The organism is Paraburkholderia phymatum STM815 (assembly GCF_000020045.1).
Taxonomy (GTDB): Bacteria; Pseudomonadota; Gammaproteobacteria; order Burkholderiales; family Burkholderiaceae; genus Paraburkholderia; species Paraburkholderia phymatum.
On record NC_010622.1, the window covers coordinates 22114 to 43754 of the forward strand.

The following is a 21641-nucleotide window of genomic DNA, read 5'->3' on the forward strand; positions in this document are numbered from 1 at the left end:
AGGAGTTGGAAATGAAGATGCTCGCACTATTGGCCGTATCCGTCGCAGCACTCGGTTCGACGAATGTGTTTGCGCAGGGCAAGACTCGCGCGCAGGTCTATCAGGAACTGATCGAAGCGCAGCAGAACGGACTCAACTACGTCACCGATGCGTCGTATCCCGACGTGAGCCCTGCGTTCCAGGGCACGGTCGAATATCTCAAGAAGCAGGCGCTCGCGAATGCGGACAATGCGAACCGGATGGCGAAAGCGGCGTCGGATGCGACGGTGCCGGGGAATTAAGCGACTTGCCCTGTGAGGCGGCAGAAAGTGAAAAAGGCCGGAAAGCTTTCGCTAACCGGTCTTTCGAATACTTGGTGGGGCGTGAGTGACTCGAACACTCGACCTACGGATTAAGAGTCCCAGCGTTTTTTGATTGCTTGGTGTTGATTGAAGATCATGTAGGCGACAAAACTTCGCTGGGAACCGGGCCGCAAACGTGCGGACAATGAGGGTGACGAAGCCGACGATTGGGGCGAGGCTGACAGCTGTCCCGCCAGCACGCCGCGCGTCTGTAATAGAGGCAAGTAGACGGAGGACATGGCGAAGGGTTCAAGACAGGCGGACGGGTTGCCGGGACGCCAAACCGCACCACCGCCGAGATTCGCGCGCTGGCGGGCCAGTACGGCGGCGAGGCCGTGGCGCGCCTGGTGGACGTGATGCGCCACGCCGAGAACGAGGCGACGCGGCCGGCGGCGGTGCGCGAACTGCTGGACAGGGGCTTCGGCAAGGCGGTCTGGCATGCCGAGGTGAGCGCCGAGGTCAACACGACGCCGCGCAGCGTGCGCGAAATGTCCGACGAGGAATTGCTGGCGATCCTTCAGGAGGGACGCGCAGAGGGAGCGCGGACGCATAGCCGGGGCCAGTAACGACGTGCGCGATACTGAGATTGTCGTGTTCACAGCGCGGCCCCGGATTGGCGTCCGGGAATGTCGTAGGCCGGCAACCGCCGGTTGGCGGTTTTTTTACGCCCGTACATCAAGAGCCCATGGTCGGGCCTTGGTGAGGGAGCGCTTGTGCTCGCCGGTATTGAGCGTGCCTTAGCATTTTGCGCCGCACGTTCACCTGAATCTCCACCAGCCGTCCGTAGCAGTGGTAGTGTCAATTCTCGTTAAATCTCCGTCTCAAAAATTGCATCCGTCCCTTCTCAGGAGTAGAACTGGGCGGTCAACGGTTGTGCGCGCAACATGGCACGTCGTCTGGCAGGGCAACGCGCGCACGAAGGGGCTCAAGCCCTGGCGGAAAACGAGACGAACGACATGACGAAGCCGCATCAACCACCCGCAGACCCGGAACTGCTCGAATACTACACGCGCGAATTGATGTACACGATTGCGCTCGCGCAGGAATTCGCAGCGCAACATCCGAAGATCGCTGCACGTCTGGGTATGCAGGCGGGCGAGATCGGCGACCCCTATGTCGAGCGGCTGGTCCAGGGGGCGTCCTTCATGAATGCGCGGACGCAGATGCGCATCGATGCCGCGTTTCCGGAACTGATGCAGCCGATGCTGGAAACGGTCTATCCGAATTACATCCGGCAGACGCCCTCGATTGGCGTGGCCCGCCTGTATCCGGGACACGAAAGCGGCCACCTCGGACAGGGCTTTCACATTCCGCGCGGCACGGCGTTCACCTCGCACACGCCTGCGGGCGAGAATACGTCCTGCGTCTTCCGCAGCAGCCAGGACGTGACGGTCTATCCGCTGCGAATCAAAGTCGCACGGGTGACGCTGATTCCTCCCGACATTCCATCGCTCGGCCACTACGTGGCGGACGGCCAGCAGGTGCGTGGCGCGGTGCGCCTCACCCTTGAGACGACCAACGGCGCGTCCATTGCGACCCTGGAGGAGCTGGACCGGCTACCCCTATATCTTGCCGGGGACGAGCGTATCGCATCGCACCTGTTCGAACTGATTCACGCGGCGGGCATTGCCACGGTCATGGCCGCACCGGGCCGGTTCGCGGACGGACCACTTTACGGCGTCACGCGTGGTGCGGTGGTCCATGAAGGCATTGACCTGGAGCAGGCGGTGCTGCCCGATGTGCCGCGCACGCTGCATGGGCATGGTCTTTTGCAGGAGTACTTCGCGTGTCCGGCCCGCTTCTGGTTCCTTGCACTGACCGGGCTTGCCCAGGGCCTGAAGGCCATCGAAGGCAATGCAGTCGAGATCGTCATCCTGCTCAACCGCGCGCCCGGAGTGCTGGCCGATACGGTGGATGCGTCGCATTTTGCGCTCTTCTGTACGCCGGTCGTGAACCTCTTTCCGATGCGTACGAAAAACCTTCCCATCGACCGGGAGCAGTCCGAACACCGGCTCGTGCCGGTGCCCGATGCGCCCGCCGACTTCGACCTGCGCTCGGTGGATGCTGCGCGCGGTCAGGTCTCCGAAGAGGATAGCGAGGAGGTGCGGTTCGAGCCCAGGGACCGCCCGCTTGGCGGCGGCGGTTCCGGCGAGGGGCATTACTTCGCCCTGCGCCGTCAGTTGAACCTGGTTCAGGGCGGCGGGCGGCAGTACGGCACGCGTCGCCCCTTCACCGAGACGCAGACCTTCATTTCGCTCGTGAACAGCCAGGGCCGGCCCGACGACAGCGGTATCCGTTTCCTGTCGCTCGACGCGTGGCTGACCAACCGGGACCTGCCATCCCTCCTCGAATGCAATGGCCTAAACGACCTCACGCTTGCCGGATCGAAGCCGGTGGTCAGCGTCGGCTTTGTGCGTGCGCCGTCCGCACCGAAACCGCCGCTCGCGCGCGGTGATCTGGCCTGGCAACTGATGGGGCAACTGAAGCTCGACTACCAGATGTTCGACGATCGGTACAGCGAACCCCAGCCGGGCGAAGGCGTGCGCCGCCGTCTGCGCCTCTATGTGATGCCGGATGCCGGTGCCCTTGGGCGGCAGGTCGAAAGCCTCGTGAGCGCAACGGCAACACCGGTCAACGAGATGCTGGCCGGTAACGGTCCGATCGTGTTCGGGCGTGGCATCGAATGCGAATTTACGTTCGATGAAAGCGGCTTCGACGGTGTGAGCCCCTATACCCTGGCGCTGGTGCTGGAGCATTACGTCGCGCGTCACGTCTCGATGCATTCGTTCACGACCACTGTGCTGCATTCGAAACAGCGCGGCCTGATCGCCCAATGGCCGCCGCGCATGGGTACGCGCGAGGTCTGCTGACTTCCTTTCCTCTTTCCCGATTGACCACGGAGCACCGCATGTCATGGCTTGACCAACCCCGCACGCTGGAGATCGTCAGCGCAGGCCTGCCGAAGTGGCAGGACGAATGCCTGTTCACCGTATCGCGCCTGACCGGCACCGAAAAGCTCGGCAGGCTCTACGACTACACCGTCGAGATTGCGACGAAGGACGATATCGGCCTGACCGTGCATGAGGCAAGAGCCATGGTCAAGGTGGACGAACTGGTCGGCAAGCAGGTGACGGTGAAGATCGCCACCGAGGGTAGCGGCACCTACGAGACGGGAACAATCGGCGTGTCCCCGTCGATCAATATCGGCGCAGGCGTGCGCGAGATCACCGGCCTGATCGTCTCGGCAGAGTGCGTCGGCTCGGATACGCGGCGGGCGTTCTATCGCTTGAGGATTCGCCCATGGCTCTTTTTAGCGACCCTCAACCAGGACTCAAGAATCTTCCAGGACCTCACGGTCAAGGAAATCTCCGAAACGATCCTGAAAAAGTATCCGTTTCACTATGAACTGCGCCTGGCCGGCCCCGGCTTTGGCCGGCAGTATCCGAAGCGCGACTACCAGCGCATGTACTGGGAGAGCGACTGGGGCTATCTCAATCGCCTGTGGCAGGAATGGGGCATCACGTTCTTCTACGATGGCCCGACGCTCGTGCTGTGCGATTCGACCGCCGCCTACAAGAAGCACGGCCCCGCGTATGCAACGCTGCAATACCAGGACCGCGACGGCCAGCGCATTGACGAGGAACACGTCCACCAGTTCGAGATTGCGCGCGCCCTGACCACGGGCAAGGTCAGCGTCACCGACTACGACTACACGCAGTCGCGCGCGAATCTCGCCGCGAAGGATTCGGACTACCGCGAGCGCGCGAACGACAACATCGAGCACTACGCCTGGGGCGACTACTCGCAGCCGCTGGCCGGGGCGATGGGGACCGCCGCGCAGCCCAATGAGGTGGACTTCGAGGGCGAGCACCTGGCACGCGTGCGGCTGGAAGCAAAACGGGCGAAGAGTCTGCGCGGCAAGGGGCGCGGCAACATGCGCGGGCTGAGGGTGGGCTACACGTTCCACCTGGAAGGCTATCCGCTCGCACCGGGCAATGGCGAATACCTGGTCGTCGCGACGAAGATCGAGATCGTCAACAACGACACGGTGACGAACCGGGGTGCGCTGCAACGTCAGTACACGTGCGACACGCAGTTCACGGTGCAGCCCGCCAATACGTATTTCCGCACGCCGCAGAAGGCGAAAAAACCGCGCTCGCACGGCGAGGTGGCGATTGTGACGGGCTATTCGGATTCAAAAATCTGGACCGACAGGTATGGCCGCGCGAAGGTCTGGTTCCCGTGGGATCGCGAGGGCCAGCAGGACCAGGACTCAAGCTGCTGGGTGCGGGTGTCGTCGCCATGGCAGGGTGCGAACTACGGCGCGATCTACATTCCGCGCGCGGGCCACGAGGTGGTGATCGGGTATCAGGACAATGATCCGGACAAGCCGTATATCGCGGGACGGCACGTGAACCAGTTCCACGAACCGCCGTGGCCGCTGCCCGCGAACCAGGCGCTTTCGGGCTGGCTGAGCGAGGACCTGGAGGGGCCAACGACCAACAGCGTTGTCACCGACGATACACCGGGCAAGCTCCAGGTGCAGGTGGCAAGCGACCACGCGCAGTCGCGTCTGGTGCTGGGCAGCAACACGCGCATCGACCGGCACCAGGGCCGCAGCGAGGCACGTGGCGAGGGGTTCGAACTGGCGACCGAGGCGCATGGCGTGGCGCGCGCCAATCGGGGTCTGCTGCTGACGACCGAGACGCGCGCTGGCGCGGGTGCGCCCGTAAAGGACATGGGCGAGACGGTGCAGCGGCTCACGCAGGCGCGCGAACTGCACGAGGACATGGCGCAGTTCGCCAGGCGGCACAAGGCGCAGGACGCGCAGGTGAGCCAGGGCGACGCAACGGCGGGCATGAAGGCGCAGAACGACGCGATCAAGGGCGGCGCGAAAAGCACCGCGAACCCGTCGCCGGAGATGACGCGGCCCGACCTCGTGCTGGCAAGTGCGGCGGGTATCGCAGTGACCGCCAGCGACAGCACGCATCTGCACAGCCAGAACGATCACGCGATTACGGCGGGCCGCGACGTGAGCATTGCGTCGGGCCGCTCGTGGCTGGCGTCGGTGCGGGGTGCCCTCTCGTTCGTGACAGGGCTTGGCATCCGCCTGTTCGCGGCGAAAGGCAAGGTCGAGATTCAGGCGCAGAGTGACGCAATGGCGCTCGGGGCCCTGAAGGACCTCACGATCAGCAGCACGAACGGAAGGATCATTATCACCGCCGCGAAGGAAATCTGGATTGGTGCGGGTGGCTCGTATATCCAGATCAACGGTAGCGGCATCGTCAACGGTTCGCCGGGACCGATTCTGGAAAAGACGTCCAAATGGAGCAAATCGGGAGTGGATTCGATGAAGATGCGGCTGCTCGCGATGCCGACCTCAGAAAGCGGATTTGATGATCGATTTCAATTGATCGACCAGAAGACAAAAACACCGCTCGCCAATGTTGAATATGCGATTGTTCGCTCTGATGGGGCGATTGAGCATGGTGTAACCGATGAGCAAGGGCATACGCATTTACTGAGCCAGACTGCCACGTCGGAATCGGTGGCAATTTACGCGTAACTATTGAATAGTTGGATTTTCTAGGTAGAGAAAATGTGCGATTTTTCGAGTAGCGAGTTTGAGTCGGTAGTTATCACAAGCCCATCCGGCCGAAAATTGTGTCGCGTTTCTCATCGAGATACAACCGTATCAAGCGACCAGGTTGCGAAAAAGGTGCTCATCTCCGATAAATCAGTGCGACTTCAAATAACGACCGAAAAGACAGGATTCACACTCCAAAAGGTTTACGGTCATCCAAATACATCAGGTAATTTCCAAAAATTTTGGGATTGGCAGCCTGCAGTAGTTGTCCCGACATATCGGGCAAATTTAACAGTTTACGATCCCAAAAAAGAGGACCGTGTCGTTTCTCAACTTGATTTGACGAGAGATGCAACATATTACTTGGGGCGGGACTCAAGCGGCCGTGACTGGTGTAGAAATATTGCTTTCGAGCCGCAGGACGCTAATAATAACGTGTATATAACGGACGAGGTGCATTTCCCCCCGCTTGCGGACCCAATCATTAAAGGTTACATTTTAATGGAACTTGAAAAAAATAATAAGCCATCGCGCAGCCTTCACGCGGAGCCAGTAAGCATGAAAAATCCCTATGGGCCGGAATTAACTATTCGGCCACTTGGAAATATCGCTCACGATTGCTTGTTTCATATTGGCGGATTTTATGAGGCTAGAATTTCAGCTGGCCATGCAAAATGGCTTGGAGGATCCGAAGGATGCTTCGCCTTCATTCCAAAAGAAAGTGTTTCGAAAACCGAAAATGACGCCGCAAAGGTTGCGGCAAATACAGAATTTTATTCGAATAAAAAATGGGTGAGTGTGACTGATTCAATTGATGCCCACAGAAAATTGGATTCAAAAAATCGGTTCTTTGTCGAGCTTGCCAAGCGCTCGTCATTTTCGCGCGATTCCTGCGTGGAGATAATAAAAATCGCTCGCGCTTTTCCTTAATGTTTTAAACTCAGTAAAGCTGCGTAATTTGATATGATTTCAGTAATTAAATTTTTGCGCATTGTCTTGTTTGTGTTGTTGGTTTTCGGTCTGGCATATCAGTTTAAGCAGATTGTTGAATGCTCCTTAGAATTTGGATATTCGTCGGAGGCGTGTCAAGATTTGGTTGGTGCGTTGCTTGCTATTACGTTGCCAGCTATGTTGACTGTTGGCAGCGTCTTGTTACTACTGTTTTTTTTCATAAAAAAATGGCTTATGAAAAGAAGGGCGGGTCAGTGAGGCTTGCAGATTTTATCTGACACTTAGAGATCAAGGAATGACAGACTTTATTCGACTCGGTGACACCACCGACCACGGCGGCAAGGTCAACACCGAATCCGATCGCGCATGGGTGGTCCGAGCGAATGAACCAAAAGGAAAGAAAAGTATGGGCAAGGCACTCGTATGTAACGGCGATGAAACGACGACCGTCGGGCATGTGATCGCGAAGGCATCCACGATGTTCGACGGCGAGCGGCGCATCGCCCTTGACCGGGGCGACCTGTCGCAAGTGTCCGGGCGAGCATCCGATTCAAGGTACGGGAACGGAGATGGACGAGGACGGGCGTGCGAGCGTACTCGACGGCGACCAGGTGCTGTGTCCATGCGGGGCCAATCACGTCAAGGCGAGTCCTGACGCGGGATGTTCGACCTGAATGTCTGCCCCATTGACGCTGGACGATATGCAACGGCTGGCCGCTCGCCACGGTGGCCGGTGCATATCGACCGACTACCGGAATATCCATACGGAACTACGCTGGCGATGCGTGCGGGGCCACGAGTGGGAGGCGACACCATTTAGTGTGCGTCAGGGCAAGTGGTGTGCGACTTGCGCTCACGACGAACATAGCGCGGTCTGGCTCCCTGCAATGCACACACTCGCTCGTGAACGCGGCGGCAAATGCCTTTCCGAAACTTACGTGAACAGCCGCACAAAACTGTGGTGGGAATGTCATCAAGGCCACACGTGGGAGGCCACGCCCGCCAGCATACGTGTGGCCGGGGCGTGGTGCCCGGCGTGTGCCGCTGATAGCCGGAAGGGGACCATGAATGACATGCACGCGCTCGCGGCGAGGCATCGCGGCCACTGCCTGTCTACGGACTACGCCGGTCCGACAGGCAAGTTACGCTGGCGCTGTGCCGAAGGTCACGAATGGGTCACGTCCCCCGCCAGGGTACGCAACGGCTTCTGGTGCGCAATCTGTGCGAAGCAGGGACGCCGCTCATCGAGGCTTGAGGACATGCACCTGTTGGCCGCGAGTCGCGGTGGCAAATGCCTGTCGGACACCTATGAAACGAGCGCGCGTCTGCTGCGCTGGGAATGCTGCCGTGGACACCGCTGGCTGGCCGCGCCCGCAAATATCAAGGGTGGAACATGGTGCCCGAAGTGCGCCCGTGCGGAACGCTCGAACCATACCATTGGGGAAATGAACGAGATCGCTCGCGAGCGTGGCGGGCGCTGCCTCTCGGACGCCTACGTGAACGTCACGACGAAGCTCGAATGGGAGTGCGCACGGGGCTATGCCTGGTCAACGTCCCCGATGGCAGTGCTGGCGGGCTGCTGGTGCCCGGCGTGCAAGTATTTAGACCAATGCGTATCGGATGAGGCCAGGCGCAAGTATCTGGCCGTTGCCGGGTGCCCTTGACCCTGCGCAGCAAAGGCTGCCGCGCATCCTAACGTCAGCCGCTCTCATCTCTGATTTGGGTTGTTGGTTCGGGGGATAGCAACGCCCCCTGACCCGGTTGTGCGGGAACCACAGTGCGGCGCTGGATCATCGAGAGCAAATCCCCGCGACTTCGCATTGACCGAACTTGCCTACACAGTGCCTACATGGCCTCAGAAAGCAAAAAGCCCAGCCGGTTAAGGCTGGGCTAAGTGCTTGAATTCTTGGTGGGGCGTGAGTGACTCGAACACTCGACCTACGGATTAAGAGTCCGCTGCTCTACCAACTGAGCTAACGCCCCCAACAGAAGCGAGATTATGCAGGGGTTTTTCTTGCTTGGCAAGCGCGTCGCGCAAATTTCTTAAAATAGATGGCGCGGCGTCCGTCACGAGGTCGACGGACGGGGCCGAAAGCACCATTGAAGCGCACGCGCGTTCGTACCGGTATGATGTCGCGACATGACGCCGTGCGGCCTTCCGCGCGGCCCCAACGGAAAAATCACAATGGACGACAACGAAGTCCGGGAATTGCTCGACCGTGTGCTTGCGCCGTGGGTGCGGGCGCTTTCGCTTACGCCCGTCAAGGTCGACGATGAAAGCGCCACGCTCCGCTTGCCGTTTTCAGGCGAACTGCGTCACAGCGGCGGCGTCATCTGTGGCCAGGTCTTCATGGCCGCCGCGGACACGGCGATGGTGGTCGCCATTTCAGCGGCGCTCGGCGGGTTCAAGCCGATGACAACCGTCTCGCTCAACATCAGCTTCATGCGCGCCGTCCGCAAAGGCGACGTGCTGATCATGGCGCGTGTGCTGCGCATGGGCCGCAATCTCGTATTTGGCGAAGTCGAACTCATCGACGAAGACGGCAAGATGGCCGTCCACGCCACCACCACTTACGCGCTGCTCAACTGAACTCGCATCCGCCGTCGGCGCGCGCGCCGCGGCGATCGAAGGAAACAACGGATGTTCGATCAGGTCGTTTTCGCCGGCGGCGGCAATCGTTGCTGGTGGCAGGCAGGCTTCTGGGACGTGATCCAGCCGGAACTCGACATTAAGCCACGCGTGATCACAGGCATTTCGGCGGGTGCGGCGACGGCCTGCATGCTCTACACGCGCGACGCCGACTGGGTCATGCGCTACTACGAGAACGCACTGCGCAACAACAGGAAGAACGCGTACTGGGGCAATCTGCTGCGCGGCGAATCGGTGTTTCCGCATTATCGAATCTACCGCCAGGCACTGCTGGACATCTACGGCGAGAAGTTCGCGCAACTCGCGAAGGCGCCCGAAATCCGCATCGGCGTGTCGCATGTGCCGCGCTGGCTGGGCGCGCGCGGCGCCGTTGCCGCCGGATTGATCGCGTACAACATCGAAAAATATATCCGCAAGACGCTCCACCCGACGCTCGGCCAGTCGATCGGCTTTCGTCCGGAGTTCGTGCGCGCGCAGGACTGCGCAAACGTCGAGGAACTCGCCGATCTGATTCTCCAGTCGTCGTGTACGCCGCCGTTCACGCCCGTTCTGCGGCGCAACGGGCGTCCCGTGCTGGATGGCGGTATGGTCGACAACGTGCCCGTCGGCGCGCTAGATCCGACGCCCGGCACCGTGCTGGTGATGGTGACGCGCATCTACCCGCGTCCGCAGATGTTCGTCGTACCGCACGGCGGGCAGCAGAGGTTGTACGTTCAGCCGTCCAGCAAGGTGCCGATTTCGAGCTGGGACTACACGAGCCCGTCGCAGATGCTGCACGCCTACAACCTCGGGCGCACGGACGGCGAGCAGTTTCTACAACGCATGCCTGAACTGCTCCACGCCGCCGCGCGCGAATGAAGCACGACTGAAGCGCGCATATAAAAAAGCGGCCTTCGAAGACCGCTTTTTAATTTACTTCCGTCGCCCGCCTTGCAGCGCTTCCGGATTGGCCACACTCGCCGTGTCGCCCTGATCGAACGCGAGGATGTTCTTGAACGCCGCGCTGAAATAAAGCTCGTAGCTTTCCTTTTCGACATATCCGATGTGCGGCGAGCAGATGACGTTTTCCATACGCAGCAGGCTGTAGCCCTGCAAGATCGGCTCGCTTTCGTAGACGTCGATGGCCACCATGCCCGGGCGGTTGTGCGATAGCGCGCCCATCAGCGCGTTCTCTTCCAGCAGCTCCGCCCGGCTCGTGTTGACGAAGAGCGCGGTCGGCTTCATGCGCATCAGGTCGTCCTGTTTGACGATGCCGCGCGTGTCGTCGTGCAGGCGCAGATGCAGGGACAGCACGTCGCTGTCTTCGAACAGTGCTTCGCGGCTTTGCGCCACCTGATAGCCGTCGGCGACGGCCGCTTCGCGCGTGTGCTCGCGGCCCCAGACCAGCACGTTCATCCCAAACGCCTTGCCGTAGCCCGCGACCATCCGGCCGATCTTCCCGTAGCCCCAGATGCCGAGCGTCTGGCCGCGCAGCACCTGGCCGAGACCGAAGTTCGGAGGCAGCGCCGATGTCTTCAGGCCCGATTGTTGCCACGCTCCCTGTTTAAGGTTTGCCACGTATTGCGGAATGCGGCGCTGCGCGGCCATGATGAGGGCCCACGTCAGTTCGGCGGGAGCAACGGGCGACCCGACGCCTTCGAGCACGGCGATGCCGCGGTCCGTGCAGGCGGCCATGTCGATATGGCTCCCTGCCTTGCCCGTCTGGCTGATCATGCGCAGATGCGGCAACTTGTCGAGCAGTTGAGAGCTGATGCGGGTGCGTTCGCGAATCAGAACCAGGGCGTCGACTTCCGACAGGCGGCTTGCGAGCTGGCCGAGACCGCGGACGGTGTTGTTGAAAACCTTGACCTCATGGTCGGCGAGCAATTGGAAACAGTCGAGCTTGCGGACGGCGTCTTGATAGTCGTCAAGGATGGCAATCTTCATGGCGTATATGTTTTGCGACGCACTCAATGGGCGCGGAACGGAGAGTCGGATTCGGGTGTCCCATCATGTGACCTGGAGCACATGATGCTTGCTTTGATTGCCTTACCGTATAAGGAGCCGCAATGACGGAGCGACGACGGCGCGGCAAGTTCCCTCGTTTTTAACAGTTTGTTGCATGTCCACGCAAGCCGCTTTACAGACGGTTTCAACGTGCCGGCGACAGGCTGGAAAGGCCCTTACGACCTGCAGGATCGCGCGTCCGGGAACGGTTCGCGCAGAGTGTCGCCTCTCGCACGCAGCGTCGCTGGGCCAGCACCGTTTTCATACTTCTACCAAAACGGAGACAGCTCGATGAATCATCCCGCATTTGCAGCCCATTCAACCCTTGAAGCGCCTGCCTGGGTCAAACACAAAAAGCTGATCGAGTGGGTGCAGCGCGTTGCGGCGCTGGCGAAGCCGGAGCGGATCGTCTGGTGCGACGGTTCGCAGGAGGAATATGACCGCCTGACGGCGCAGATGGTCGCGGCCGGCACCCTCAGAAGGCTCAACCCGGCCAAACGGCCGAACTCGTATCTCGCCTGTTCCGATCCGTCCGACGTCGCGCGCGTCGAGGACCGTACGTTCATCTGTTCGCAGCGTCGTGAAGACGCTGGCCCGACCAACAACTGGATCGCGCCCGCCGAGATGCGCGCAACGCTCGACGGTCTGTTCGACGGCGCGATGCGCGGCCGTACGATGTACGTCGTGCCATTCTCGATGGGGCCGCTCGGCTCGCCGATCGCCCATATAGGCGTCGAGCTGAGCGATAGCCCATACGTCGTCAGCAACATGCGGATCATGACGCGCATGGGCCGCAAGGTGTACGACGTACTCGGCGAGGACGGCGAGTTCGTGCCGTGCGTGCATTCCGTCGGCGCGCCGCTCGCGGCAGGCCAGAAGGACGTGGCCTGGCCGTGTAACGACACGAAATACATCGTCCACTTCCCGGAATCGCGTGAAATCTGGAGCTATGGCTCGGGCTACGGCGGCAATGCGCTGCTCGGCAAGAAGTGCTTCGCGCTGCGTATCGCGTCCACGATGGGCCGCGCCGAAGGCTGGCTCGCCGAACACATGCTGGTGCTCGGCGTGACCTCGCCCGAAGGCAAGAAGCACCATGTGGCGGCGGCTTTCCCGTCGGCCTGCGGCAAGACCAATTTCGCGATGCTGATTCCGCCGCAAGGCATGAACGGCTGGAAGATCACGACGATCGGCGACGACATCGCCTGGATCAAGCCAGGCAAGGACGGGCGTCTTTACGCGATCAACCCGGAAGCGGGCTATTTCGGCGTCGCGCCGGGCACGAGCGAAAAGACCAACTTCAACGCGATGGCCACGCTGAAGGAAAACGTGATCTTCACGAACGTCGCGCTTACGGACGACGGCGACGTCTGGTGGGAGGGCATGACGGACGAGCCGCCCGCGCATCTGATCGACTGGCAGGGCAGGGACTGGACGCCCGCCATCGCGAAAGAAACGGGCCGCAAGGCGGCGCATCCGAACGCCCGCTTCACGGCGCCCGCTTCGCAATGCCCGTCGATCGACGCCGACTGGGAAAACCCAGCAGGCGTGCCGATCGACGCGTTCGTGTTCGGCGGCCGTCGTTCGACGACCGTGCCGCTCGTGACGGAAGCGCGCGACTGGGTCGAAGGCGTCTACATGGCCGCGACGATGGGCTCGGAAACGACGGCGGCGGCGGCCGGACAGCAGGGCGTCGTGCGGCGCGATCCGTTCGCGATGCTGCCGTTCTGCGGCTACAACATGAGCGACTACTTTGCCCACTGGCTGAAGACGGGCGTGAAACTGGAGCAGATGAGCGTGCGCACGCCCAAGATTTTCTGCGTCAACTGGTTCCGCAAGGGCGACGACGGCAAGTTCGTGTGGCCTGGCTTCGGCGAAAACATGCGCGTGCTGCGCTGGATGGTCGATCGGATCGAGGGTAAGGCGAAGGGAGAGGAGCATGCGTTCGGCGTGTCCCCGCGCTATGACGACCTCGACTGGAGCGGGCTGGACTTCACGCGCGAGCAATTCGAACAGGTGATTTCGGTCGATGATGCCGCCTGGCGCAAGGAACTCGCGTTGCACAGCGAGTTGTTCGACACGCTGAAGCAGGGCCTGCCTGTCGCACTGCAAGACACCCGCAGCGCGCTCGAAAAGAAGCTCACCGCGTGACATTGTGAGCGCTCACTAACGCCCATATGAGCCGCCCTCGGGCGGCTTTCTTGAGCGCGTCCGACCGGTTTCGCTCGCATTCCGCCCCATTTCCCCGCCGGCGCCCGCTTTCGCTGTTCAAGCGGAATGCCGCGTTTCGACGCTCTGCAGCAAATTGTTTCCATCGTGGGAACAATACGCGCTCGTGCATACCGGCACCGAAGACATTGACTCAAATTTTTATAAAATTTCCACTAACTTAGGCAACTTCTGCAGGATTTCCCTGGTCGTAGGAAAATTCCAAGTGTGCTTCCTGTTCGCGAGGGGAGCGGTACTACGGCAGGAGTTGTTCATGGATCATTTGCAGTCGATGCGAGTTTTCGTCAAAGTGGCGGATCTCGGCAGTTTCGCCCGCGCGGCTAGCGCGATGGATATTTCAAACGCAGTCGCTACCCGTCACGTCGCCGATCTCGAAGGCCGTCTCGGCACCCGGCTGCTCAACCGCACCACCCGCAGTCTTTCGCTGACTGAGTCCGGTCAGGTTTATCTGGAACGCGCGCGTCAGATTCTGGATGAGCTCGAAGACGTCGAGCAGATGGTCGTCGCGCGTAATCACGAGCCTGTCGGCACCCTGCGCATCGTCGCGCCCGTTGTGTTCGGCCTGCACAACCTTGCGCCCGTGCTCCAGACTTATGCTGAACGCTATCCGAAAGTGATACCCGACGTGACGCTGGTCGATCGCCAGGTCGATCTCGTCGAAGAAGGTTTCGATGTCGGCGTTGTGATCGCGCGTCATATGCGTAGCGCGAGCATCGTGACACGGCGCCTGACGACGGGCTGCATGACCGTCTGCGCAACGCCCGCGTATCTCGACAAGCACGGCACGCCGACCCGCCCCGAACAGCTGCTCGAGCATCCTTGCCTGTCCCTGCCGTCTGAATACTGGGGCGACGAGCGCGTGTTCACGGGTCCGGACGGCGAGGTGCGCGTGCGTCCGACCAACGTGATCGTCGCGAACAACACGGAAATGCTGCGTCAGTTCGCGTTGCTCGGCATGGGCATCGCGATCCTGCCGAGCTACCTGATCGGACGCGACACGACGCGTGGGAAACTGGTGCGTCTGTTGAGCGATTACCGCTTGCCGCAGGTCGAGATCAACATCGCCTACCCGAGCCGCCGACACTTGCCCGCGAAGGTCCGCACCTTCATTGATCACCTCGTCGAACACTTCAACCAGACGCCGAACAGCAAGCTCGGCGAGCAATGGGTGAAGGACGGTGTAGAGCGCGCACCGGCGATGCGCGAATCCACAGCCATGTCGATGGCGCCCGAAGCCTTCGACGGCGCAGAGCCGCTGTCGAGCCTGCTGGACGGCGACATTCCGGCCAAGCCGACGCGTACGCTCAATCGCTCGCGCGGCGTTGCTTCGCCGACGCACTGACGCGAGTGCTGCGACGTCAGGCAGCGATGGCGTCCACAAGTCAATAAAAAAGCGCAGTCACCGTAAAAGGCGACTGCGCTTTTTGTTGCAGCCTCGAGGCTGAGCGGGCGCGCGAGCCTTGCGGCGGCGCGCCTTCCGCCCGCTTTACGAACCCGTCTTGCGAGCGGCAGATTTAGCAGCCGAGGTTTTCGCGGCAGCTTTTTTGGCCGGTGCCTTCTTGGCCGCTGCCGTCTTTGTTGCGGCCTTCTTCACGGGTGTGGCCTCATTCGCCGCTTCGCCAGTCGCGGATTCAGGCGCCGCCTTGGCAGCGGCCTTCGCAGCCGCCGTCTTTGCCGCGCCTTCCTTCGGCTCCTTCTTCTCGAACTCGAAGCCGATCTTGCCGTCGTTCTGCTTGACGAGGAATGCCTTGAAGTTGCGGCCAGTGCGCGACGACTTGAAGTTCGTCAGCAGGTCGGTGCGTCCGTTTTCCAGCAGCTTCGCCATTTGCTCGCGCGCAATTTCCTGCTGCAGGATCACCTTGCCCGAACGGAAGTCGCAGGTCTTTGGATTCGCGACAGAGTTTTCGCAGACGTAACTCATGCCGTGCTCGAACACCTTGCCGCTGCACTTCGGACACGCGCCGACCGGTTGCTGTTCAGAGAAGTCCGGCGCCTCGCCGTCTTCGCCGCCCTGATCCTGGCCGAAGTCGAATTCGAGCTTGAAGTTCTTCGTTTCGTCGTCGAACGACAGCTTGAGGATTGCCGAGAACGGACGACCCATCTTGCTGCGGAAGCCCGACAGCGGACCGATTTGCTTCTTCTGCAGCAATTCCTCGACTTCCTCGATTTCGAACTGGCGGCCGCCCGGAATCTTCGACATCGAGAATTCGCACTTGGTACATGCAAAGCGCCGATAGTTTTCCTTCACCTGGCCACCGCAGTTGGGGCAGGGCGTCTGCAGCGTCGCGTAATCGCCGGGGATGGTGTCGGAATCGTATTCCTTCGCGCGCTTGACGATGGTCTGCGTCATGCGGGCGATCTCCTGCATGAAGGCGTCGCGCGGCAGCTTGCCGCGTTCCATCTGCGACAGCTTGTATTCCCATTCGCCCGTCAGTTCCGGTGCGGTCAGTTCCTTCACGTCGAGGCCGCGCAGCAGCGTCATCAGCTGGAAAGCCTTCGCGGTCGGAATCAGTTCGCGCCCTTCGCGGACCAGATACTTTTCGCCGAGCAGACCTTCGATGATGGCTGCACGCGTAGCCGGCGTGCCGAGACCCTTCGCGGCCATCGCTTCGCGCAGTTCGTCGTCTTCGACGAGCTTTCCTGCGCCTTCCATCGCCGAAAGCAGCGTGGCTTCGTTGTAGCGTGCGGGCGGCTTCGTGACGAGCTGTTGCGCAGCGATCTTGTCGGTCTTGACCTTCTCGTCCTTCTGCACGGGGACGAGGTTCGCGTCTTCACCGCCCGTCTCGCGGCCGTAGACCTGCAGCCAACCCGGCTCGACGAGCACCTTGCCTTCTGTCTTGAAATGATGGCCGACGACTTCCGTGATCCGGGTGGTGACGCGGTACTCGGCAGCCGGGAAGAACACGGCGAGGAAGCGCTTCACGACGAGGTCATACAGCTTCTGCTCAGGCTCGGAGAGCGCTTTCGGCGCCTGCAGGGTCGGGATGATGGCGAAGTGGTCGCTGATCTTCGAATTGTCGAAGATGCGCTTGTTCGGCTTCACCCAGCCCTTGTCGAGCACCTGCTTCGCGTGCGGGAGATAGTTGTTGCTCTCCTTGAGCATCTCCATCGTGTGCTTGACCGTTTCCAGATAGTCTTCCGGCAGCGCGCGCGCGTCGGTACGCGGATAGGTCAGCACCTTGTGCTTCTCGTACAGCGCCTGGGCGAGACCCAGCGTGTTCTTGGCCGAAAAGCCGAAGCGGCCGTTGGCTTCACGCTGCAGGCTGGTCAGGTCGAACAGCGCTGGCGACAGCTGCGTCGACGGCTTCGATTCTTCCGTCACATTGCCCGTCTGGCCTCGACAGGCTGCGACGATCGTTTCCGCAGCCGGCAGGCTCCAGAGGCGCGAATCGCGCTTTTCCGGATCAAACTCGTCTTTCTTGAACTTAGGGTCGTACCAGCGGCCTTCGTAGAAGCCCGACGCGCAGACGAACTCGGCCTTCACTTCCCAGTAGTCACGCGGCACGAAGCGGCGAATTTTTTCTTCGCGCTCGACGACGATAGACAGCGTCGGCGTCTGCACGCGCCCGACGGTGGTCAGGAAGAAGCCGCCGCCCTTGCTGTTGAACGCGGTCATCGCGCGCGTGCCGTTGATGCCGACCAGCCAGTCCGCTTCCGAGCGGCAGCGGGCGGCATCCGCGAGCGGTTGCATCTCGGCGTCGGTACGCAGTTGCGCGAAGCCCTCGCGGATAGCGGCGGGCGTCATCGACTGCAGCCACAGGCGCTGCACCGGCTGCTTCGCTTTCGCGTGCTGCGCGATCAGGCGGAAAATCAGTTCGCCCTCGCGCCCCGCGTCACAGGCGTTGATCAGACGGTCGACGTCTTTCCGCTTGATCAGCTTGTTCAGCACCTTCAGACGCGACTCGCTTTTCGCGATCGGATTCAGGTCGAAATGGGGCGGAATAACGGGAAGATTGGCAAAACTCCATTTCCCCCGTTTGACTTCATATTCTTCGGGCGCGGCAATCTCCAGCAGATGGCCGACTGCCGACGAAAGGACGAAATCGTCGCTTTCGAAGTACTCGTCATGCTTGGTAAACCCGCCCAAAGCCCGCGCGATGTCGTTCGCGACGGATGGCTTTTCGGCGATGATCAGTGCTTTGGACATGACTGAAAATAAATTGGTGGATTCGGGCCGGTACCGCGGGTTTTCCCACCCGGGTTTGGTACCCATTAACGACCGCTTTATAGCACACGCCGCCGCAACGGCAACCGATGGGCCCAAATAAGCGGGTCATCATAATTGCGCGCAGATCCGTTGGGCAAGCGTGTGACGAGCGGGTTCGAAGGCGGTTTCGTAGCTGATTTAGCTCGCTTTTCCGCAACCCCGACGCTTTTTTGCAAACGCCGTGCCGCCGCTGTCGGGAATACCCTGGAATGGGGCGGAAGCGAACGTACGGTCCGGGGCGGCTCAGGCTTCGAGCAAAGCTGGCCGCATTTTCGGCGCCCCTTTGATGCCGGGCACTGCCGTCAGATCGACCAGCATTCGCTCGACAATCGACGCTTGCGGCAAAACCGTTCCGAAGAAGCGAGTGGTGATACCGTCTTCTATAAGAATGGTCGGGAAGTTCTCAACGTCCAGATCGTCGAAGCGGTCCGCGTGGGACTCGATATCGATCCACGCAAAGCAGACGTCGGGATGCCTGTCTGCCAGCGCATCGAACGCGGCCCGGTACTCGCGGCAGGTTCCGCACCACTCCGCACACAGGCACGCCACGAACAGCGTATCGCGATCGCTGACGCGCTCGGCGATCCGTTTCGAGTCGGTGTCCAGATTCAGCGCGGGCATGGCGGGTTCCTTCGGCATTACATGGGTTATTTGGCGCGAATGTAGCACGTCGCGTCAGGCGCTGTGCACTGCTCGAACATACCGGCCGCCGGGCAGCGCACACAACTCGCCAGCCAGTTCTAGCCGCAGCAGCGTGCTTTGCAGCAGTGTGTCGTCCATGTCGGTGCGTTCGGCCAGGATTTCAAGCGTGGTGGGCGAATGACCGAGCGCGTCGAGCAGGCGTCTGGCATCGTCGGGCAAATCGGGCCCGTTCTCCCGCCGCGAGTCGATGTCGCCGGAATGCGTCTGCGGACTGGCGCATCGCCGGGGCACTGATTCTGTCTGCGGCACGGGGAACCCGAGGTCTTCGAGGATGTCTTCCGGCGTCTCGACGAGCTTTGCACCCTGCTTGATCATGCGGTGACAGCCGCGCGCCAGCGGTGCGTGGATGGAACCTGGGATCGCAAACACATCGCGGCCCATTTCATTGGCGAGCCGCGCCGTGATCAGCGAACCCGAGCGCATCGCTGCCTCGACGATCAGCACGCCGCGCACGATCCCCGCGATCAGTCGATTGCGCTGCGGAAAGTTTGCGGATCGGGCGGGCGTGCCGAGCGGCCATTCCGACAGGATCGCGCCGTGATTGGCAATCTGGTGAGCGAGCGCATGGTGGGAAGCCGGATACACGATATCCGCGCCCGTGCCGATCACCGCGACGGTGCTGCCGCGACCCTGGAGCGCACCGCGATGCGCCGCGCCGTCGACGCCTGCAGCGAGGCCCGATACCACCGTCATCCCCGCGTCCGACAAGGCACGTGCGAACCGCGACGCATCTTCGATTCCCTGCGGCGTCGCGCTGCGGCTGCCGACTACCGCGACACTGGGCGCCTGCAGCAGTTCCATCCGGCCTTTCACATATAGCAGCGGCGGTGGATCGGGCATGGTCAGCAAGGAAGGCGGATAGGCTGGATCGTCGAGCGTGACGAGCGCATTGCCCGGCAGCGCGCGCCAGGCGCGCACGGCGTCGAATTGGGCGGCGAAGTCCGCAGACGGCGGCGCCAGTGCGGCCTGGGCAGTGGCTTGGTCGGTGGCCTCAGCGATCGCGGCGAAGGTCTGTGACAGCACGGCTTCGGGTAGACCGAAGGCCACGAGCAGGCGGCGCAGGGCGGCAGGGTTCAAGCCGGGTGCCGCGGCGAGCCGCAACCATGCGGCGAGTTCTGTGTCTGTCAGGGGAAGCGTCTGCATGGCTAGCGTCCTTAAGCACGGCACCGGCCTTTCGGTCGCCATGCTAGAATTTTCATCATCTGAAATAACCGAAACCCAAGCTGCGCCGCGTTTGCGCGCGCCCGGCGACATGTGCATGAGCGCAGAACAGGCGTTGAATCAACGCGGTTCGGCCACTATCTATCCTGTGCGTGTCGCGACTGGCGAACAAGCTGGCCGAATGGCCAGTCGCGCCACTTGTTGAACAGCGTCGGCGACCCAATCAACTTCAGGACTATGGCTTTACTCAACATCCTCAATTACCCGGACAAGCGGCTGCACAAGGTTGCGAAACCGGTCGAGAAGGTCGATGACCGTATTCGCAAGCTCGTCGCCGACATGGCCGAGACGATGTACGCCGCGCCCGGCGTGGGTCTGGCGGCGACGCAGGTCGACGTGCACGAGCGCGTGATCGTGATCGACGTGTCCGACACGCACGAGGAACTGCGCGCGTTCATCAATCCGGAAATTCTCTGGTCGAGCGACGAGCGGAAGATCCACGAAGAAGGCTGCCTGTCGGTGCCGGGTATTTACGACAACGTCGAGCGGGCCGAGAAGGTGCGTGTGCGTGCGATGAACGAGAAAGGGGAAACCTTCGAACTGGATTGCGAAGGGCTGCTCGCCGTTTGCATCCAGCACGAAATGGATCACCTGATGGGCAAGGTGTTCGTCGAATATCTGTCGCCGCTCAAGCAGACGCGCATCAAGAGCAAGATGAAGAAGCTCGCGCACGCAATGTGATGCGCTTTAGAATAGCCATCAGCCTATGAGTCACACCTTGCGCGTCATTTTTGCCGGTACGCCGGAGTTCGCCGCCGCCGCGTTGGCCGCCATTCACGAAGCGGGCTTCCCGGTGCCGCTGGTGCTCACCCAGCCGGACCGCCCGGCGGGACGCGGCATGAAGCTGCAGGCCAGCCCCGTCAAGCGTTACGCGCAAGAGCACGGCATCGAAGTGGCGCAGCCGCCTTCGCTGCGCCGTAACGGCAAGTATCCAGCGCAAGCCACTGCCGCCATCGAGCAGCTGCGGGCGACACCGCACGACGTCATGGTCGTTGCCGCCTACGGGCTGTTGTTGCCGCAGGAAGTGCTCGACATTGCGCCGCACGGCTGCATCAATATTCACGCGTCGCTGCTGCCGCGCTGGCGGGGCGCGGCGCCGATCCACCGTGCAATCGAAGCAGGCGACGCCGAAACAGGCATCACGCTGATGCAGATGGACGCCGGCCTCGATACGGGCGCGATGATTTCCGAGGTCCGCACCGCGATCGCCGGCACAGACACCACTGCGACGCTGCACGACCGGCTTGCCGAAGCGGGCGCAAAGCTGATAGTCGACGCGCTAGTCGAACTGGAACGCAGCGGCAAGCTGGCGTCGATCCCGCAGCCGGCCGCAGGCGCGACCTACGCCGAGAAAATCGCCAAGCACGAAGCGGCGCTCGACTGGCGACGCCCCGCGGCGGAACTGGCCCGTCAGGTTCGCGCGTTCGACCCGTTCCCCGGCGGCGCCGCGACGCTCGACGGCGCGGTGCTCAAGCTCTGGTCCGCTGCCGCAGTCGACGCTTCGTGCAAGGCAGAACCCGGCACGATTGTGGAGGTGTCGCCCGAAGGCGTTGTCGTGGCATGCGGCGATGGCGCATTGCGCATCACGCAACTCCAGAAGCCGGGCGGCAAGCGCCTGCCGGTGCGCGATTTTCTCGCCGGCTCGACGCTCGCGGCGGGCCAGCGCTTCGAACTCGCACAGCCACAATAAAGTCAGCCTTCGCGTTGCACCATATGCCGTTCGGCCGGGGCGCGCCGCGCTCGCGCGGCGCGTTAAAATCTTCGGTGCAA

General features: G+C 61.6%; 16 protein-coding genes, 1 tRNA gene and 1 pseudogene. 13 read left to right on the forward strand and 5 right to left on the reverse strand.

Annotation, left to right across the window (positions count from 1 at the left end):
• Positions 1-11 precede the first annotated feature (11 nt).
• The 7 genes and pseudogenes from BPHY_RS00100 (at position 12) to BPHY_RS43030 (ending at position 8543) form a co-directional block, all read left to right on the forward strand.
• On the forward strand, positions 12-281 hold the full coding sequence (locus tag BPHY_RS00100) for a DUF4148 domain-containing protein (protein WP_012399447.1): 270 nt from the start codon (positions 12-14) through the stop codon (positions 279-281).
• 395 nt (positions 282-676) lie between these two features.
• On the forward strand, positions 677-907 hold the full coding sequence (locus BPHY_RS00105) for a hypothetical protein (RefSeq protein ID WP_041763176.1): 231 nt from the start codon (positions 677-679) through the stop codon (positions 905-907).
• A 390-nt stretch (positions 908-1297) separates the two neighbouring features.
• A complete protein-coding gene (gene tssF, locus BPHY_RS00110; RefSeq protein ID WP_012399448.1) occupies positions 1298-3211 on the forward strand; it encodes a type VI secretion system baseplate subunit TssF in 1914 nt (637 codons plus the stop codon).
• Between the two features lie 38 nt (positions 3212-3249).
• On the forward strand, positions 3250-5907 hold the full coding sequence (locus BPHY_RS00115; RefSeq protein ID WP_012399449.1) for a type VI secretion system Vgr family protein: 2658 nt from the start codon (positions 3250-3252) through the stop codon (positions 5905-5907).
• A 153-nt stretch (positions 5908-6060) separates the two neighbouring features.
• On the forward strand, positions 6061-6858 hold the full coding sequence (locus tag BPHY_RS41580) for a hypothetical protein (protein ID WP_157686497.1): 798 nt from the start codon (positions 6061-6063) through the stop codon (positions 6856-6858).
• A gap of 908 nt (positions 6859-7766) precedes the next feature.
• Positions 7767-7910 (forward strand): annotated as a pseudogene (locus BPHY_RS44430) (zinc-ribbon domain-containing protein); the annotation flags it as partial.
• A gap of 33 nt (positions 7911-7943) precedes the next feature.
• Positions 7944-8543: a hypothetical protein gene (locus BPHY_RS43030; protein WP_244257559.1), complete on the forward strand. Its 600-nt coding sequence runs from the start codon at positions 7944-7946 to the stop codon at positions 8541-8543.
• A 243-nt stretch (positions 8544-8786) separates the two neighbouring features.
• Here BPHY_RS43030 and BPHY_RS00125 read toward each other — a convergent pair.
• Positions 8787-8862: transfer RNA gene (locus tag BPHY_RS00125), tRNA-Lys, on the reverse strand.
• 202 nt (positions 8863-9064) lie between these two features.
• Here BPHY_RS00125 and BPHY_RS00130 point away from each other — a divergent pair.
• Positions 9065-9469, forward strand: coding sequence for a PaaI family thioesterase (locus BPHY_RS00130; RefSeq protein WP_012399453.1), 405 nt, complete (start codon positions 9065-9067; stop codon positions 9467-9469).
• Between the two features lie 51 nt (positions 9470-9520).
• Positions 9521-10387, forward strand: coding sequence for a patatin-like phospholipase family protein (locus BPHY_RS00135; protein ID WP_012399454.1), 867 nt, complete (start codon positions 9521-9523; stop codon positions 10385-10387).
• Positions 10388-10441: 54 nt separating this feature from the next.
• On the opposite strand, the gene BPHY_RS00140 is transcribed toward BPHY_RS00135, so the two are convergent.
• The gene (locus BPHY_RS00140; protein ID WP_012399455.1) at positions 10442-11455 is read right to left on the reverse strand and encodes a D-2-hydroxyacid dehydrogenase family protein; all 1014 of its coding nucleotides are present in this window, start codon (positions 11453-11455) and stop codon (positions 10442-10444) included.
• Positions 11456-11806: 351 nt separating this feature from the next.
• On the opposite strand from BPHY_RS00140, the gene BPHY_RS00145 reads away from it, so the two are divergent.
• Both BPHY_RS00145 and BPHY_RS00150 read left to right on the forward strand, forming a co-directional pair.
• On the forward strand, positions 11807-13663 hold the full coding sequence (locus BPHY_RS00145; RefSeq protein ID WP_012399456.1) for a phosphoenolpyruvate carboxykinase (GTP): 1857 nt from the start codon (positions 11807-11809) through the stop codon (positions 13661-13663).
• A gap of 331 nt (positions 13664-13994) precedes the next feature.
• Positions 13995-15083: a LysR family transcriptional regulator gene (locus BPHY_RS00150; RefSeq protein ID WP_012399457.1), complete on the forward strand. Its 1089-nt coding sequence runs from the start codon at positions 13995-13997 to the stop codon at positions 15081-15083.
• 144 nt (positions 15084-15227) lie between these two features.
• Here BPHY_RS00150 and BPHY_RS00155 read toward each other — a convergent pair whose 3' ends face one another.
• The 3 genes from BPHY_RS00155 to dprA all read right to left on the reverse strand — a co-directional run bounded on the left by BPHY_RS00155 (position 15228) and on the right by dprA (position 19793).
• Entirely contained in the window at positions 15228-17888 is a 2661-nt protein-coding gene (locus BPHY_RS00155; protein WP_041763180.1) for a DNA topoisomerase III, read from the reverse strand.
• 303 nt (positions 17889-18191) lie between these two features.
• Entirely contained in the window at positions 18192-18569 is a 378-nt protein-coding gene (locus BPHY_RS00160) for a thioredoxin family protein (RefSeq protein ID WP_012399459.1), read from the reverse strand.
• Between the two features lie 54 nt (positions 18570-18623).
• Positions 18624-19793, reverse strand: a complete 1170-nt coding sequence (gene dprA, locus BPHY_RS00165; RefSeq protein WP_012399460.1) for a DNA-processing protein DprA — start codon at positions 19791-19793, stop codon at positions 18624-18626.
• A 255-nt stretch (positions 19794-20048) separates the two neighbouring features.
• On the opposite strand from dprA, the gene def reads away from it, so the two are divergent.
• Positions 20049-20552, forward strand: a complete 504-nt coding sequence (gene def / locus BPHY_RS00170) for a peptide deformylase (RefSeq protein WP_012399461.1) — start codon at positions 20049-20051, stop codon at positions 20550-20552.
• A 25-nt stretch (positions 20553-20577) separates the two neighbouring features.
• A complete protein-coding gene (gene fmt / locus BPHY_RS00175) occupies positions 20578-21561 on the forward strand; it encodes a methionyl-tRNA formyltransferase (protein ID WP_012399462.1) in 984 nt (327 codons plus the stop codon).
• Positions 21562-21641 lie beyond the last annotated feature (80 nt).

Excerpts from the sequence above, each read along its gene's own strand:
- BPHY_RS43030 (WP_244257559.1), top strand. The coding sequence starts at position 7,944 with ATGAATGACATGCACGCGCTCGCGGCGAGGCATCGCGGCCACTGCCTG.
- BPHY_RS00135 (WP_012399454.1), top strand. The coding sequence starts at position 9,521 with ATGTTCGATCAGGTCGTTTTCGCCGGCGGCGGCAATCGTTGCTGGTGG.
- fmt (WP_012399462.1), top strand. The coding sequence starts at position 20,578 with ATGAGTCACACCTTGCGCGTCATTTTTGCCGGTACGCCGGAGTTCGCC.
- BPHY_RS00100 (WP_012399447.1), top strand. The coding sequence starts at position 12 with ATGAAGATGCTCGCACTATTGGCCGTATCCGTCGCAGCACTCGGTTCG.
- BPHY_RS00155 (WP_041763180.1), bottom strand. The coding sequence starts at position 17,888 with ATGTCCAAAGCACTGATCATCGCCGAAAAGCCATCCGTCGCGAACGAC.
- BPHY_RS00115 (WP_012399449.1), top strand. The coding sequence starts at position 3,250 with ATGTCATGGCTTGACCAACCCCGCACGCTGGAGATCGTCAGCGCAGGC.
- BPHY_RS00150 (WP_012399457.1), top strand. The coding sequence starts at position 13,995 with ATGGATCATTTGCAGTCGATGCGAGTTTTCGTCAAAGTGGCGGATCTC.
- BPHY_RS00130 (WP_012399453.1), top strand. The coding sequence starts at position 9,065 with ATGGACGACAACGAAGTCCGGGAATTGCTCGACCGTGTGCTTGCGCCG.
- tssF (WP_012399448.1), top strand. The coding sequence starts at position 1,298 with ATGACGAAGCCGCATCAACCACCCGCAGACCCGGAACTGCTCGAATAC.
- BPHY_RS00160 (WP_012399459.1), bottom strand. The coding sequence starts at position 18,569 with ATGCCCGCGCTGAATCTGGACACCGACTCGAAACGGATCGCCGAGCGC.
- BPHY_RS00140 (WP_012399455.1), bottom strand. The coding sequence starts at position 11,455 with ATGAAGATTGCCATCCTTGACGACTATCAAGACGCCGTCCGCAAGCTC.
- BPHY_RS00145 (WP_012399456.1), top strand. The coding sequence starts at position 11,807 with ATGAATCATCCCGCATTTGCAGCCCATTCAACCCTTGAAGCGCCTGCC.
- def (WP_012399461.1), top strand. The coding sequence starts at position 20,049 with ATGGCTTTACTCAACATCCTCAATTACCCGGACAAGCGGCTGCACAAG.
- dprA (WP_012399460.1), bottom strand. The coding sequence starts at position 19,793 with ATGCAGACGCTTCCCCTGACAGACACAGAACTCGCCGCATGGTTGCGG.